Below are 14,715 nucleotides of genomic sequence, written 5' to 3' on the forward strand. Positions count from 1 at the left end.
TGCCGGACGGGCGTGAATGCCTCAAGACCTCTCGGGCCACCCCAGTCCCTGACAGCCACCGGTTGGCGTACAGCGCTGGGGTGCAGCCCCGATTCGAGCGCCGCTCACCCGGTGCTGTCCTGACGTCGTCGGCGATCACGGCTCGCGTGATCGTGAGCGCGGCCCGTTCGAGGGCTGTCCAGAGGTGGGGGAAACCATGACATCCATGCCAGTGGCCGGTATCCGAGCCGGCGCTCCGGAACAGCCCGCGGATCTCGTCCTGCGCAATGCGAAGATCTTCACCGGCGATCCGAGGTGCCCGGCCGCGACGGCGCTCGCCGTCCGGAACGGTTCGCTGACCGCCGTCGGCGGGGACCGGGAGGTCGCTCCGCTGGTCGGTCCGCGGACCCGGGTGATCGACGCGCTGGGGCGCCGCGTCATACCGGGCCTGAACGACTCGCACAACCATGTCATCCGCGGCGGGCTGCATTTCGTCCTCGAACTCCGGTGGGACGGCGTGCGGACTCTGCGTCAGGGTCTGGCGATGGTGCGGGAACAGGCCGCACGCACGCCGCCCGGCCAGTGGCTGCGGGTCGCAGGCGGCTGGAGCGTCGAATCGTTCGAGGAGCACCGCATGCCGACGCCCGCGGAACTGAACGCCGTCGCACCCGACACCCCCGTCGTCGTCACCCACCTCTACCAGGCCGCGGTCCTCAATCGCGCCGCGCTGCACGCCGCAGGCATCACCCGTGACTCCCCCGACCCCGTGGGCGGCCAGATCGTCCGCGGCCATGACGGCGAACCCACCGGGGTGCTCCTGGCCGCGCCGGGCGCACTGCTGCTTTATTCGACCCTGGCCAAGGCCCCCGTCCTGGATCCCGAGGACCAGAAGAGCTCCACCCGACAATTCCTCCTGGAGCTGAACCGGTTCGGGTTGACGTCACTGATCGACGCCGCCGGCGGTTTCCAGGACTTCCCGTCCGGCTACCGCGCGGTCACCGACCTGCATGCGGCCGGCGAGCTGACCGTGCGGATCGCCTACCACCTGTTCCCGCAGACCCTCGGCCAGGAGATCGACGACCTGCGCCGCTGGATCGCCATGGTTCGGCCCGAGGACGGCGACGAGTGGCTGCGGCTCAACGGCGCCGGGGAGAACCTGACATGGGCTGCGGGGGACTTCGAGAACTTCGCCCAGCCACGCCCTGAACTGAGCCCGTACGAGGCCGAGTTCGAGAAGGCGGTCCGGCTCCTGATGGAGAGCGGCTGGGGTTTCCGGCTGCACGCCACGTACGACGAGACGGTCCGCCGTGACCTCGGTGTCTTCGAGAAGCTGGCCTCCGACGGCCTCTTCCCCGCCGGGAACCGCTGGCTGTTCGACCATGTGGAGCTGGTGTCGGAGAAGAGCCTGGACCGCATCGCGGCACTCGGCGGGGCGATCGGCGTGCAGCACCGCCTGGCGTACCAGGGCACGTCCTTCCGTGACCGCTACGGCTCCGTGGCCGCGGAGTCAGCGCCTCCGCTGGGCGCGATGCGTAGCCGCGGTCTGCACGTCGCCGCCGGGTCGGACGCCACCCGGGTCTCGACGTACAACCCGTGGGTCGCCCTGTACTGGCTCGTCTCCGGTTGCAATGTCGCCGGCGTGCCGCTGCGGTCGGGGAGCAACCGCATGAGCCGCGCCGAGGCCCTCACCTCGTACACCGTCGGGGGTGCCCGGTTCACCGGCGAGCAGAACGTCAAGGGCGTCCTCGCACCTGACTACTACGCCGATTTCGCCGTACTGAGCGACGACTACTTCGAGATCCCCGAAGAGGGGATCCCCGAGATCGAGGCTCTGCTCACGGTGGTGGGCGGCCGGATCGTCCATGCGGCCGGCTTCTTCGAGGGCCTGGCTCCGCCCGTTCCGCCCGTCCGGCCCGAGTGGAGTCCGGTCGCGCATTTCGGCGGCTATCAGACGGACCGCGGTCTCAGTCGTTCCGGGCTGCGCCAGGCCGAGGGTGTCCGGGACGCCGCCGCCGAATCCGCCGAACACCTCGACTGGCGCCGGCGGACCGGCAGGGTCGCCGACCCACACCCTCAGGCCGACAGCCTCGGCCCGTGCCACAGCTGAACACCTCTGCCCGCTCAGCACCTCCAGTCCTGCTCATCGCATGGAAAGGCATTCAGATCCTCATGTCGCGTGAACTGCACTCCCCCACCGGCCGCCGCCGATTCCTCAAGGGCGCAGCCGGCGCCCTGACCGTCCCCGCCGCCGCCGGCCTCCTGGGCACCCTCGCCCAGCCCGCCCACGCCGCCGACACCAACCTGCCCGACTTCGCCCCCGTCCCCACCGCTGCGGTCGGACCCACCCCCAACGCCGACGGCTACCACGTCGGCCGGATCGACGGACACCTCTACTGGGTCACCGACTCCTACTACCAAGCCATGTTCCTCACCACCACCCACGGCGTCGTCCTCGTCGACGCACCCCCCACCATCGGCCACAACCTCCAGCGCGCCATCAACGACATCACCCGCGCCAACGGCCGCCCCAGCAAAGTCACCCACCTCGTCTACTCCCACTCCCACGCCGACCACATCGGCGCAGCCGGCCTCTTCGGAGACGACACCATTCGCATCGCCCACCACGAAACAGCCCGACTGCTGGCCCGCGCGAACGACCCCAACCGCCCCCTGCCCACCCTCACCTTCCGCGACAAGCACCGTCTCAGGATCGGCGGAGAAACCCTCGACCTCGCCTACCACGGCCCCAACCACTCCCCCGACAACATCTTCATCCACGCACCCGAATACGACACGCTCATGCTGGTCGACGTCCTCTATCCCGGCTGGGTCCCCTTCAAGAGCCTCGCCGTCTCCCAGGACATCCCCGCCTGGATCCAGGCCCAGCACATCGCCATGGACTACCCCTGGAACACCTTCGTCGGCGGCCACCTCGGGCGCCTCGGCACCCGCACCGACGGCACTCTCCAGATCCAGTACATGAACGACCTCGACGCCAGCACCCGCAACGCCATCACCACCGTCGACCCCACCCCCTACTTCGCCAAATACGGCGCACAGGGCAACTCCTGGGCCATCTTCAAAACCTTCCTCGACGCCGTCGCCGACACCGCCGCCACCCCCATCGCCGCCAAATACACCGGCATCCTCGCCGCCGCCGACGTCTTCACCCACGACAACGCCTGGACCCTCCTCGAATCCCTCCGCATCGACACCGGCATCCTCGGCCCCTTCGGCAACCACCCCTAACCCACTGGGGTACCACCCCTAACCCACTGAGGTACCACGCCCTGGCCGCACATCCACACGAGATGGATGTGCGGCCGTCGTGGCTGCACAACCCTCTGTTTCTCGCGTTTCCGCGCACGAATTCCCGATCTGACACATCCGAATGAGCGCCGCCACAGCATCCGGGACCGCACGACCGCACTGGGCCGGCGGTCGAAGTGGAAGAGGGCTGACGCAAGGCATCTGCCGGTTCGCGGACCGGGTGCGGGGCGGCTCCTCGCGACTGTCGGATCATGAGCGCGCGTCAGGGCTGGCGCCGGACGAACGGGCATCCAACCGGGGTGAGGTCAGACCTTCCGTCAGGGAGGCCGGGTGGACTCGCGTGGGACGCCGCCTGGACCGACAGTCTCGACGGAACCGGGAGGACCGGACGCCGATCGTGCCCTCCCACGAGGTCAGCGGTGTGCTGGCCGGGCTCGGTCCGACGGTGGGTGATCCCACGGTGGGGGACGAGGTGTACGGACCGACCCCGTTCACCCAGGAAGGGGCCGCAGCCGCGTATGGCACCGTCCCCGCGCGGGTGCTCCCGGCCAAGTCGGCGGGTCTGAGCCACACCGAAGCGGCGGCGGTCCCGGTGGTGGCGCCCACAGCCTGGCAGGCTCTGGTCGGCAACGCCGCGCTGGCCTCCGGGCGGCATGTGCCGATCCACGGTGGGGCCGGCGCGCGGGCTCCCTCACCGTGCTGATCGCCGCGGCGCGCGGGGCACGTGTGACCGCGACCGCCGCGGCGGAGGACAGCAGTTCGTCTCCCGGCTCGGCGCGGACCGGGTCTTGGACCTACACGGCCGACCGCTTCGAGGAGCACGTGCACGACGCCGACGGCGTGCTGGACGCGGCCGGCGGCGAGACGCAGGCCCGCTCCTGGGTCGCGCTGCGGCCGAGCGGAACCCTGGTCAGCGACGTCCAGACGCCCGAAGCCGACAAGGCCGCCGCACACGGTCCCGCGGCGTGTTCTTCGTCGTCGAACCGGACCGCACCGGACTGGAGGCGATCACGGCTCTGATCGACAATGGCCGCCTCGAAGCGGTCGTCGCCAAGTCGTTCCGCTGCCGGAGACGCGCACCGCGTACGAGACCCTGCGGACGCAGCATCCGTGGGGAAGGTCGTCCTCGGCGTGCGTGAGGACCGAGAGACATTGAGGGTTCTTTTCCACCGAGACATTCGGAAGTGAACGGGGTCCCCCATCCGCCGATCTTCCTCAGTGAGCCTTGGCGTATGCCTCACGGATGCTGGCGGGAACGCGGCCGCGCTCGTTGACCTGGAGGTCGTTCTCTCGCGCCCAGGCTCGCAGTTCCTCGGCGCTCAGCCCATCCGACGCCTGATTCCGCGAACGCCCCTCACGCTTGGTTCGGCCTACTTTGCGACCACCGGCGATGAACGGCTCCAGCGCCTCGAAGAGCTTGTCGTAGTTCTCCGAGACGAGGTCGATCTCGTAGTGGACCCCATCGAGCGAGAACGTGTGGGTCTGGACCTCATTCGATTCCGCGCCGGTCAAGTCGTCCGTGTATACAGTGACAATTTTCTGAGCCATAACCGGAGGTTACCAGCTCGCACCTTCTTATCGAAAGTCGCCAGAAATATCCGGGACTCGAAAAATGGAGAGCACCTTTCACTGATTCCCGGGAGGCGTACCGCTCACCCGCACATTCATCGCGCATACCGGGACGGCCACCTGCCGCCACTCAGTCATGACGGCCCGACGCTTTGTTCACTTTTCCGCCAATTACGAAGCGGGTCCATCGAGTACGCGGCGACCCAACTGCCGGAATTCGGGCTCAGTTCGAGAGCCGAAGCCGAGGAAATGGAGATGAGGGCACCGTGCTCCTCAGGACGTCACCCGACCGATCCAGGGATCGGACCGCTTCCTCCTACTCGGTGAGGAAACAAGTGCAGCAGCAGTGCTTTCGCCAGGCACAGCTCACGTGCCTTGTTCGGGGCTACCCGCGGACAGCCCGGCCACGCCGGGAGTGCGGCAGGACGGGTGTCACTGAGGGAACGCGCCCTCGCGCGACAGAGTAGGAGGGGCGCCCTACGGCCTCGGGTCCGTGTCAGCGGCAGGTTCCGGCAGGACCCTCGCCGCCGCCGTCCGGTGCACCTGACTCAGACGTTCTTGATCCGCGGAGATGTCGAAGTGCAGCTTGATCATGTCGGAGACGAGGACGCTCCCGGTCTCCAGGGCGGCGTTCCAGGTCAGGCCCCACTCCGAGCGCGAAATCTAGGCATGCCCTCGAAGCCGGCCCGCTCGAACGCGTGCCCGTCGGTCGCCGCCCCGTTGAACTCCAGGTCGATGCTCGGCGGCCAGGTCACGCCGAGGATCGTCAGGTCGCCGGTGGTCCGGAGGCCGTCCCCGCCCAGAGCCTCGGCGCAGGCCCGTTCCACAGGACCGACGGCGCGGCATCCATGCGGGTCCGCCAGTGCCCACACCGCCCGCGGCCGCGCGCATCCCCGAGTCACCGACTCGGGCAGAAGGTCTGCCCGACATACTCGGGCCTTCCTCTTCGGCGGGCCGCGCCCTGCACCGCGCAGAAGACTGGCCCCGCGTCGCGGACACGGACATCTACCGTGCCCGACGCATGCCGGCCAACCCTCGGCATCGCACATCGGTAAAGGATCCAGAAAACGATGAAGTCCATATTCAAGACTCCGGTACGTGCCGCCGCGGCCGTCGGAGCACTCGCGGGCGCGCTCACCTTGGGCCTCGCCGGCTCGGCGTCCGCGTCCTCGGTCCCCGCCTGGCAGCTGGAAGTCTGCTCCTGGGGGAACTACCAGACCAACGTCTACTGGGGCAACGGCGGCTTCATGGGCGTCCCGGCCGGGCAGTGCCAGACCGCCTACTGGCAGCGCACCAGCGCCACCAGCTACACGGTCCACGTCGACGCCTATGTGAACAACGGCGGTTACATCGCCGGCGCCGACGTCGACATCGCCCAGGGCGCCGGCCTGGCCTCCGGCGGAACCGGCGGCGCCCCCTACCTCTGGTCGTTCTGACCGGACTCCCCCAAGGCTCGCCATCAGGATCAGGCACCCCTCGCCGTCGGCGCGAGGGGTGCCTCGGCCCTGGCACCCGTCCCCGCCGCCGAGGGGGCAGCGGCGCGAAGGGCAGCCTCGGGCGGAAATCCGGGCAGTAGACGGCCGCCGCCCGGATCGGCACTGTATTCAAATCGGCCGCACGGCACGGCACGGAGTCGATCACCTGACGCGCGCCCAAGGGAGCGTTCTCCGCCACATCCGCAGGCACATCGCGGACCCCGGATCCGCGCCCACACTCCAGGAGATCGGCGAGACCCTCGGCATGCCCGGTCGAGGGAGCGTCCACTACCAGCGCGTCGAACCGGAGACGAAGCGCGCCGTCGTCCGCACCCCCGGGACACCGCCGCGTCATCCACCGACATCGTCAGCGAAAGAGGTCCGTCATGCCCATCCCCGGTTTCCCTCCGGCCGCACTCGATTCCGAAGGGACTGCCGGCCTGGATCGCCGACCTGGCCTCCTTCGATCCGAACCACATCCTCCACGTGGTGCGCGGCATGGAACCGGCGCAGGCGCTCCGGACCCTGGGGGCCGATGCGGAGTCGATCAGGTCCTGCGTGCTGCCGGACAGCAATCCGAGTGAGCGCGAGTCACTCCCCTTCGCCGTGCTGGGCGACGAAGCGTGGGGTACTGCCGCACTGCTGGCGGGACGGGTCGGAGAGTGGACCTTCGTCTACGACGACTGCGGAGTCACCTACGACGGCACGGCGGAGGCCCTCTCCCGCGACGGGCGGACGGCCGTCACGACTGTGTACACCGTCAACGGGGACGCCTGCCTCATCTACGCCGTCAACGGCGCGGCGGTCGCGAGCATCTACCCCGACGACCTATCCCTGGAGGAAGACCTCCCCGGCATCCCCGCCGAACTCCGCGCTGCGATCGAAGCTGCCGGAGTCGCCGACTGGGAAGATCTCGAACCCGGAGAGGTCGACAGCCTGATCGGCATGCGTGCCGCCTGCGCTCTGGCGGGACTCGCCGTCACCCTCGACGATATACGCCGGATACCTCTACTGATCGCGCCGCTCCACGAGCCCGACTGACCCTCCTCACCAGGCCGTGAAGGAGGACGGCCTGAACGATCAAGGGAGCCCGCGCCGCTGGCTCCCGCGGGTTCAGCCCTGCGCCGAGAAGGCGGAGGACGCCGTGGCACCGGCCGCCTGGAGCAGGAGACGGCCCAGGGCGCGCGCCTCGTCGGGGCTGAGCGCCGCCCATGCGCCGGGCACGCCGCCACGGGCCTCCCCCACGTTCAGCGCAATCCGGTGAGCCGGCCGGTCCGGGCGGCCGATCCGCAGCTGCCGCGCCTCGAACGTCATCATTGCTCCACCCGCTGCGTGACGCCCGCTTCGGTACGGTCACCGAGGAACTCGTACCACCGCCGCTCCAGGCACACGTAGCGCACATCCGCCTCGACGAGGCTGAGGAATCCCGACACGGTCTCGGCGAGCCGCTCTTGAAGGCCCGCGTCGGCCAGCCTCCCGTCCTCGGCGAACGCCTGGTGACTCGCGGCCAGGCTGAACATGTCCGGGTAGACGCGCGTGCCCAGGTGTTCCAGGGGGATCCGCAGCGCCCACAAGCCGCGGTTCCCGCCCACCAAGGACGGCGAGGCCGACACGAGCAGCGCGTGCTTCGTCTTGAACGGCTGCGGCCGGATGCGGGAGACCCAGTCGATGGCGTTCTTCAGGACGCCCGGCACGGAGGCGTTGTACTCGGGAGAGGCGATGACGAAGGCATCGCTGGCGTCCAGTCGGTCGCGCAGGTCCAGAGCGCCGCGCGGCAGCCCCTCGGCCGCTTCCACGTCGCCGTCGTACAAAGGCATGTCGAAGTCGCGCAGGGTGGTGAGATCGACGACGGCCCCGGCATCGGAGACGAGCCGGCCCACCAAAGACGCGAGACAGGCATTGGCCGAGTGCTGTCGCAGTGACGCGCCGAGCACCAGCACACGCAGCGGGCCGGGATGCGGGTCGGTGGTCATGGGTGGATCCTTCCGTCGCAGGCACGGGCCTTCGATGAGGTGCTCCAGGAACAATTCTGATCAGGGAAAGATTTGCAGGAGGGCCGACACGCAGCAACGCGAACTGGGTCGGGCTGTCCGTTCCTGCCCGCCCACCGGCGTCGCCATCTGGTCCAGTTCGCCCAGTTCCGCGGAGCGGGGGCCAAGCCGATCACCGTCGCGATGCCCGGCGGCGGGCCGTCCTCGACATCCGCCCGGGGCGGGCGCAGGTACAGCACGCGTTCGTCTTCGGCCAGGACGTCGGCCGCCATGCCGTCCCCCGTGTATGCGCGCACTCCGGTCAGGGACGTCAGCCACAGGTTGGCGTGCGATCGCAGCACCTGCTCGGTCGGCCGGAAAGCCATGACCGATCCGCACGGCGTCGCGCCCCGGTCGGCGCAGGTCGCGACTCCGGCCCACACCGGCAACTCCCCCGCGTGCGCGCGGCACGGGAACGCCGGCCGGCCCGCACCCCTGCCGTCGTCCAGAGCCGGACCTTCCCGGAACGCTGTCGCCCCCACCCGCCCCACACGCAGGTCGTCCTGAAGCCGCCCATCGGCCGTTCAGCCGTACGGAAGGCGCGACCGAAAGGGAAGAGTTTTTTCCGAATGCACAATAGGCGTTGATGAATTGAAGTGTCCCACGCATGACACCTCACGTCGTTCGGGTACACCAAATCCATCATTCGACAGCAAAAAGACTCGATCGTCCTGCGTTCAGCGACTGACCGGCACGGGGCAGGAGCCCCTCTTGAACAGCAAGGCTGAACAAAAGACCCTCGGAGCGGTGGTCGCCGACGCTCCCTCAGGCGCAAGCCGAGCGAGCCGCTCACTGGACGGCCGTCGGTGAATTCCCGATCGGGCATCCGTGTTGCCCCGAGGGGCAATGAAAAGGAATTGCCGTCGACCGCTCTCGCGAGACCTTCTATCGTTGCCCGCTACGTAACCCGGGCCGCCGCGGCGGCCGCGCATGCCGTCGGCCGAGCCCCGTGCCCACCACACACTCCGCACACCGAAGGGCGCGGGCATGCGACCGGCGCCCTTCGGCAAACAGAATCGGCCGGACATGCGTTTTCAGATCCTTGGACCCGTCCGGGTCTGGCAGGGAACCAGCGATGTCGAACTGGGCCCTCCCAAACAGCGGGCCCTGCTGGCCCTGTTGCTGGCCCATGCCGGTCACCCGATGCCCCTCCACGGGATCGTGGACGCGCTGTGGCAGGAGGACCCACCGGCCACCGCGGTCAACGTGGTCCACCGTCATGTCGCCTCGCTGCGAAGGCTCCTCGAACCCGGTCTGCGCTCCGGAACCACCTCCAACCGTCTGGTCCGCGCTTCGGGCGGCTACGGCCTCCATGTCTCCGAAGAAGAACTGGACCTGCTGCGGTTCCGCACACTGCGCGAGGAGGCGCACCGCTCCGCGCAGCAGGGCGACCTGGTGAAGGCCGTGGAACTGCTCGTCGAGGCGCTCGACCTGTGGCGCGGCCCCGCCGCGTCCGGCATTCCCGCCGAGATACGCGCCCTGCCGGTCTTCACGGCCATCGACGACGAGCACGTCGTCGCCGTGAAGGACGCCGCCGCGTACGTGCCCACGGCGGGCGCCGCACTGACCGAGCGCGTCCTGGTCACCCTGCGCCAGGCCGCGTCGCACCATCCCTTCGACGAAGCGCTCCAGGCCCGTCTCATCGAGGTCCTCGCCGCCGCGGGCCGCCAGGCCGAAGCCCTGGAGACGTACCAGGTCGTCCGGGCCCGTATCGCCGACGAGATCGGCCTGGAACCCGGTCCCGAACTGCGCAAGGCGCAGCGCGGTGCCCTGGATCAGTCGCATCGGCCGCAGCCGGTCCCGCCCGCGGCACCCGCCCCGCTCGCGACCGGCGCCGCGGATCGGGTGCGTCCCGCGCAACTGCCCCGGGACCTGGGCGCCTTCACCGGCCGGGGCGCCGAGCTGGAACGTCTCGACAGCCTGGTACCCGATCCCGCCGAGCCCGCGCAGACGGTCGTTGTCAGCGGCATGGCCGGCGTCGGCAAGACCACCCTCGCCGTGCACTGGGCCAACCGTCTCGCTCCCCGCTTCCCGGACGGGCAGGTCTACGTCGATCTGCGCGGCTTCCACCTGAGCGGGGCGGCGATGAGCGCGGCCGAGGCGCTGCGTGCCCTGCTCGACGCCTTCGGCGTGCCCGTGGGTGACATTCCCGCGGAACTGCACGCGCAGGCCGCGACGTACCGCGGGCTCCTGGCCGGGCGACGCGTCCTCGTCGTGCTGGACAACGCCCGCGACTCCGAGCAAGTGCGTCCGCTGCTGCCCGCCCCGCACGGCTGCCTCGCCGTCGTCACCAGCCGCCACCAACTCCAGGGGCTCATGGCCGTCGAAGGCGCCCATTCGGTCACCCTGAGACCGCTCGACGAGAGCGAGGCCCGCGGGCTGCTCGCCCGCCGGCTCGGCGCAGTGCGGGTCGAGAGAGAGGAGGACGCCGTCGCGGAGATCATTCGTCTCTCCGAGCGGCTTCCGCTGGCGCTGGCCATCGTGAGCGCCCGCGCGGCACTCAACCCCGGCTACCCGCTGGCCGCCATCGCCGACGAGCTGCGGGCGAGCCACGGCAGCCTCGACGCCTTCACCGGGGAACCGCCGCTCGCCGACGCACGCTGCGTCTTCTCCTGGTCCTACCAGGCCCTGACACCGGAGGCCGCCCGGCTCTTCCGCCTGCTGGCCCTGCATCCCGGCCCCGACTGCTCCGTGGCCGCCGCCGCCAGCCTGACCGCCAGCCGCCCGCGGCAGGCGCGGACTCATCTCACCGAACTGGTCAGGGCACACTTGCTGTTCGAGAACGAACCCGGACGGTTCTCCTCCCACAGCCTGCTGCGCGCCTACGCCGCGGAACTCGTCGACGAACTCGACACCAGCGACGAAGCGGCCGCGGCGACCACCCGCGTGCTCGATCACTACCTGCACAGCGCCCACGCCGCCGAGACCGCCCTCGCACCGCACCGCGAACGCATCACCCTGCGCCGCCATGCGGTCCACACCCTGCCCGAACGATTCCCCGACCAGCGGGCCGCGGCCGACTGGTTCGACCGCGAGCGGCCGGTGCTGCTGGCCGCCGTGGAACAGGACGGCCGCCGGGGCGACGGAGCCTTCAGCTGGCAGTTGGCCACGGCCCTCGAGCTCTACCTGGACCGCAACGGACGCTGGCAGCAGCAGCGGACCGTGCAGACCACCGCCATCACCGCCGCGCAGCGCGGCGGCGACCTGCTGGGCCAGGCGCACGGCCAGCGGGCTCTCGGCTTCGCCCTCAGCAGGCTCGAACAGTGGGAGGGCGCGGGCGAACACCTGGAGCGGGCGCTGAACTTGTTCGAGGAACTCGGCGACACCCACGGTCAGGCCCGCGTGCACCGCTACGCGGCGTTCGTCACCAATCAGCACGGCCGGCATGCCGACGCACTGGACCACTACCGGCTGGCCCAGGAGCTGTACCGCTCGGCCGGGCACCTCAACGGCGAGGCCAGTGTGCACAACGAGGTGGGCTGGACTTATCTGCTGATGGGTGAGTACGGCAAGGCGATCGACGAGTGCAGCCGTTCACTCGCGATCCACCAGGAGACCGGTGACCCCAACGGCGAGGCCGCCGCGTGGGACAGCCTGGGCGTCACCCACGACCGGCTGGGCCACCACGAGCGAGCCCTCGACGGTTTCCGGCACGCACTGGAGCTGTACCGCAGGATCCGGGACTCCTACCTGGAGGCAGACACGCTCGTCCACATCGCCGACACCCACCTGGCCCTCGGCCGGGCGGACAGCGCGGGCCTGACGCTGGGGCAGGCCCTGGACATCCTGGAGAGCATCGGCCACCCCTCCGCCGAGGACGTCCGCGCCAAGCTCCTCGAAATCGGCTGACCCCTTCGGCGGGGCGGCTCCGTGTATCACGCGGAGGCACTGTGTGTGCCGCAGTGCACGCCACGTGCTACGGGTCGGACCGACGGACGCGGGGTGCGCAGTCCGGGGCGGCGGCCCTCGGGGACTGACCGTCCTTCGACACGTCCTGCGTCAGAAATCCGTCAGGTTTCCGGCTGCGGCCCCTGCCTACGATCCCGGCAAGCGTTGGTTCCCCGGTTGGGAACTTCGCCGAAGCAGGCACGCGATGAGTCGTGCCCGTCGGCCGTGGACCGTCACCTCCGGTCCCGTCGGCGCACCGCCTTGCCCCGTCCTTCGGCGATCCCGCACCCTCCCGGCCGTCCCCCAGCCGTGATCTGCCCGTGCGAGCAACCACGACGGGCAGATCCTTGCCTCCACGGAATCGACATGACTTGCGCAATCGCTCCGGCCTCACGCCAGGGAGCACACGGCGAGCACCTCCTCAAGGTGCTGGCGGCCGACCATGCCAAACCCCTGCTCGCCTACGTCGAGCGCATGCTGCGCGACCGCCATACGGCGGAGGACATCGTGCAGGAGACCTTGATACGCGCCTGGCACCACGCCGATCGGCTCTGCGCCAACGAGGGATCGATCCGCGGCTGGCTGCTGACCGTGGCCCGCAACCTGGCCATCGACCGCATCCGCAGCGCCTACTTCCGCCACGAATCGTTGGGGGCGGAACACCAGGGCCTGCGGCAGAACGACCACGCCGACACGTCGGCGGCCTCCGTCGACGCCATGGCCCTGCTGCGGCACCTCTCGCACGAACACCGGGAAGTCCTGGTGCACACCTATCTCCAGGACAGGACCGTGCACGAGACCGCCCGCATACTCGGCGTCCCCGCCGGCACCGTGAAGTCCCGGCAGCACTACGCACTGCGCCAACTGCGCAACCGAGCCCGCGCGATAGCGGACTTCGAAGCGCCGGACCACGCGGCAGCCGCCTGACCGTGCCCGCACTACCGAGGAAGTCGAGGCGGGTTGTGCCTCATCACGAGGATGGCACATGAGCCAGAGCCCCTCGCATGAACTCCAGCCGCGTCGCCGCCGGTGCTTTGTGCGAGGGAGCGTTCATCCCGCTGGAAAGGAAAGCATGAAGCGACCACGTCTGCCCAGGCCGACGAGTGATCTCCCGGTGCGGGTCCCGGGGAGCGCCGCCCTCGTCAGCAGGCGCAACACCGCAGCAGGCCCGAACGACAGCGATGCCGGTGCTCCTGACGCCACAGCACACGAGGACGTCGACCTCACCCGCCACACGCGTGCCGTCGTACCCAGACTCGCCCAATATTCTTCGCTGGGGTCGCGAGGAGACGTGAGCCGTTCCCCTGCGCGCTCGTTCGACCAGCCCGGGGGCGCCGCCACGAGCAGAGCCGGCACCGGCTTAGACATATCCAACGAGGCGACTCGCACCTCCGACGAGACACCCACGGGGCCGCGAACGGACGAGGTGCGTTCCGACGGTGGTGCCCGACGGGCAGGATTGCGTGGCGCCTTCGGGGTCGTCGGCGTGGTGGGGCTGTTGGCGGCGGGCGGCGTCATCACCACCCTGGCGCTCGTCGGCGGCCATCACGACGCTCACACCAACGGGTCCTCCGGCACCGTGAGTTCCTCCGCACACAACGGTGCGAGCGTCGACGGGCTCGACGCTCTGCCGACACTCACCAGCGGCGCCTCCGCCGGCGGAGCGGACAAGCACGGTCCGGCCGTGAAGGCGACGAAAGGCTCGCCCACCGGCAAAGGCGATGGAGGTCCGACCGCCACCACGCCAACTACCGCCGCGACCAAGGCACATGCGCGAGAGCCGTCGTCCGGCGTGCAGTTGGTCAGCCACTCCTCGAAACGCTGCATCGACGTGGTGGGCGGCAAGGCCGCGGCGGGTGCGCAACTCGTGATCTCGACCTGTTCGCGGAACACCCCCTCGCAGCATTGGGTGTTCGCTTCCGACGGCTCGCTGCGCGCGCTCGGCATGTGCGTGCAGCTCGCAGGCGGATCGACCGATGACGGAACGGACCTGGAACTGGCGCCCTGCGACGGCGGTTCCGAGCAGAAGTTCACACTCAACTCGGGCAACGACCTGGTCAACGGGCTGGCGGACAAGTGCACCGATGTCCGTGACAACGGGACCGCGGACGGTACCCGCCTCCAGTTGTGGTCATGCGCCGGGACGGACAACCAGAAGTGGTCCGCAGCGTGAAGCATCAGCCCGGTCCCCGAAAGACCCGCTGACCGCTTCAAGGTACGGGTCCCGCACGTGCTGATGCGCTATGGCAGTCGGCCGCGGACGGCGATGTCCGCGGCCGGCCATGTGTCGACGCTCGGCGCGCCGGACGGGCGCTGGACGGGCGCCGACGAGGCTGTTCGTGAGCGAGAGATTTCAGGGCAGAGGCACTGCCTGAATTTCCTGCAATCCCTTTTCGGTGCTCGACACAGCTGAAAGGGCGTCAGCAGAATACGGAGCGCGTATTGAAATTCCGAACACGAGACTCTCCGCGTCCCGGAACTGAGCGGTGCCCTTGCGGCACCTG

The 14,715-nt window shown here is 69.6% G+C and carries 12 protein-coding genes and 2 pseudogenes; 10 read left to right on the forward strand and 4 right to left on the reverse strand.

Annotated elements, in window-relative coordinates:
- Window positions 1-196: 196 nt before the first annotated feature.
- From ACIQRL_RS36370 to ACIQRL_RS36385, 4 genes are all read left to right on the forward strand, one after another.
- Window positions 197-2,086 carry an amidohydrolase gene (locus ACIQRL_RS36370; protein WP_401339715.1) on the forward strand — a complete coding sequence of 630 codons (1,890 nt, stop codon included), beginning with the start codon at window positions 197-199 and terminating at the stop codon, window positions 2,084-2,086.
- Between the two features lie 62 nt (window positions 2,087-2,148).
- Window positions 2,149-3,228, forward strand: a complete 1,080-nt coding sequence (locus ACIQRL_RS36375; RefSeq protein WP_401339717.1) for an MBL fold metallo-hydrolase — start codon at window positions 2,149-2,151, stop codon at window positions 3,226-3,228.
- Window positions 3,229-3,646: 418 nt separating this feature from the next.
- Window positions 3,647-3,952 carry a hypothetical protein gene (locus ACIQRL_RS36380; RefSeq protein WP_401339718.1) on the forward strand — a complete coding sequence of 102 codons (306 nt, stop codon included), beginning with the start codon at window positions 3,647-3,649 and terminating at the stop codon, window positions 3,950-3,952.
- A gap of 23 nt (window positions 3,953-3,975) precedes the next feature.
- Window positions 3,976-4,269, forward strand: a complete 294-nt coding sequence (locus ACIQRL_RS36385) for a hypothetical protein (protein ID WP_401339720.1) — start codon at window positions 3,976-3,978, stop codon at window positions 4,267-4,269.
- A 195-nt stretch (window positions 4,270-4,464) separates the two neighbouring features.
- Here the strand turns inward: ACIQRL_RS36385 and ACIQRL_RS36390 are convergent, their stop codons facing one another.
- Complete coding sequence (locus tag ACIQRL_RS36390; protein WP_401339723.1) at window positions 4,465-4,797, reverse strand: Lsr2 family protein; 333 nt, start codon at window positions 4,795-4,797, stop codon at window positions 4,465-4,467.
- A gap of 585 nt (window positions 4,798-5,382) precedes the next feature.
- Window positions 5,383-5,630, reverse strand: a pseudogene (locus ACIQRL_RS36395) (YceI family protein); the annotation flags it as partial.
- Window positions 5,631-5,888: 258 nt separating this feature from the next.
- On the opposite strand from ACIQRL_RS36395, the gene ACIQRL_RS36400 reads away from it, so the two are divergent.
- The 3 genes and pseudogenes from ACIQRL_RS36400 (at window position 5,889) to ACIQRL_RS36410 (ending at window position 7,334) form a co-directional block, all read left to right on the forward strand.
- On the forward strand, window positions 5,889-6,254 hold the full coding sequence (locus ACIQRL_RS36400; RefSeq protein WP_401339725.1) for a hypothetical protein: 366 nt from the start codon (window positions 5,889-5,891) through the stop codon (window positions 6,252-6,254).
- 58 nt (window positions 6,255-6,312) lie between these two features.
- Window positions 6,313-6,627 (forward strand): annotated as a pseudogene (locus tag ACIQRL_RS36405) (hypothetical protein); the annotation flags it as partial.
- A 164-nt stretch (window positions 6,628-6,791) separates the two neighbouring features.
- Window positions 6,792-7,334 (forward strand): hypothetical protein, encoded by a 543-nt coding sequence (locus tag ACIQRL_RS36410; RefSeq protein ID WP_401339727.1) that lies wholly within the window; start codon window positions 6,792-6,794, stop codon window positions 7,332-7,334.
- Between the two features lie 72 nt (window positions 7,335-7,406).
- Here the strand turns inward: ACIQRL_RS36410 and ACIQRL_RS36415 are convergent, their stop codons facing one another.
- Together ACIQRL_RS36415 and ACIQRL_RS36420 are read right to left on the reverse strand one after the other, a co-directional pair.
- A complete protein-coding gene (locus tag ACIQRL_RS36415) occupies window positions 7,407-7,610 on the reverse strand; it encodes a hypothetical protein (protein WP_401339729.1) in 204 nt (67 codons plus the stop codon).
- Window positions 7,607-8,266, reverse strand: a complete 660-nt coding sequence (locus ACIQRL_RS36420; protein ID WP_401339731.1) for an NADPH-dependent FMN reductase — start codon at window positions 8,264-8,266, stop codon at window positions 7,607-7,609. Before ACIQRL_RS36420 ends, ACIQRL_RS36415 begins: the two co-directional genes overlap by 4 nt.
- A 1,083-nt stretch (window positions 8,267-9,349) precedes the next feature.
- Between ACIQRL_RS36420 and ACIQRL_RS36425 the strand changes: the two genes are divergently transcribed.
- From ACIQRL_RS36425 to ACIQRL_RS36435, 3 genes are all read left to right on the forward strand, one after another.
- The gene (locus ACIQRL_RS36425) at window positions 9,350-12,172 is read left to right on the forward strand and encodes an AfsR/SARP family transcriptional regulator (protein WP_401339733.1); all 2,823 of its coding nucleotides are present in this window, start codon (window positions 9,350-9,352) and stop codon (window positions 12,170-12,172) included.
- Between the two features lie 405 nt (window positions 12,173-12,577).
- Window positions 12,578-13,138 (forward strand): sigma-70 family RNA polymerase sigma factor, encoded by a 561-nt coding sequence (locus ACIQRL_RS36430; RefSeq protein WP_401339735.1) that lies wholly within the window; start codon window positions 12,578-12,580, stop codon window positions 13,136-13,138.
- Window positions 13,139-13,502: 364 nt separating this feature from the next.
- On the forward strand, window positions 13,503-14,384 hold the full coding sequence (locus ACIQRL_RS36435) for a ricin-type beta-trefoil lectin domain protein (RefSeq protein WP_401339738.1): 882 nt from the start codon (window positions 13,503-13,505) through the stop codon (window positions 14,382-14,384).
- The last annotated feature ends 331 nt before the right edge of the window (window positions 14,385-14,715 follow it).

The sequence above is a fragment of the Streptomyces sp. NPDC091209 genome (assembly GCF_044757755.1).
Classification (GTDB): Bacteria; Actinomycetota; Actinomycetes; order Streptomycetales; family Streptomycetaceae; genus Streptomyces.

Excerpts from the sequence above, each read along its gene's own strand:
- ACIQRL_RS36370 (WP_401339715.1), top strand. The coding sequence starts at position 197 with ATGACATCCATGCCAGTGGCCGGTATCCGAGCCGGCGCTCCGGAACAG.
- ACIQRL_RS36375 (WP_401339717.1), top strand. The coding sequence starts at position 2,149 with ATGTCGCGTGAACTGCACTCCCCCACCGGCCGCCGCCGATTCCTCAAG.
- ACIQRL_RS36390 (WP_401339723.1), bottom strand. The coding sequence starts at position 4,797 with ATGGCTCAGAAAATTGTCACTGTATACACGGACGACTTGACCGGCGCG.
- ACIQRL_RS36400 (WP_401339725.1), top strand. The coding sequence starts at position 5,889 with ATGAAGTCCATATTCAAGACTCCGGTACGTGCCGCCGCGGCCGTCGGA.
- ACIQRL_RS36410 (WP_401339727.1), top strand. The coding sequence starts at position 6,792 with ATGGAACCGGCGCAGGCGCTCCGGACCCTGGGGGCCGATGCGGAGTCG.
- ACIQRL_RS36415 (WP_401339729.1), bottom strand. The coding sequence starts at position 7,610 with ATGATGACGTTCGAGGCGCGGCAGCTGCGGATCGGCCGCCCGGACCGG.
- ACIQRL_RS36420 (WP_401339731.1), bottom strand. The coding sequence starts at position 8,266 with ATGACCACCGACCCGCATCCCGGCCCGCTGCGTGTGCTGGTGCTCGGC.
- ACIQRL_RS36425 (WP_401339733.1), top strand. The coding sequence starts at position 9,350 with ATGCGTTTTCAGATCCTTGGACCCGTCCGGGTCTGGCAGGGAACCAGC.
- ACIQRL_RS36430 (WP_401339735.1), top strand. The coding sequence starts at position 12,578 with ATGACTTGCGCAATCGCTCCGGCCTCACGCCAGGGAGCACACGGCGAG.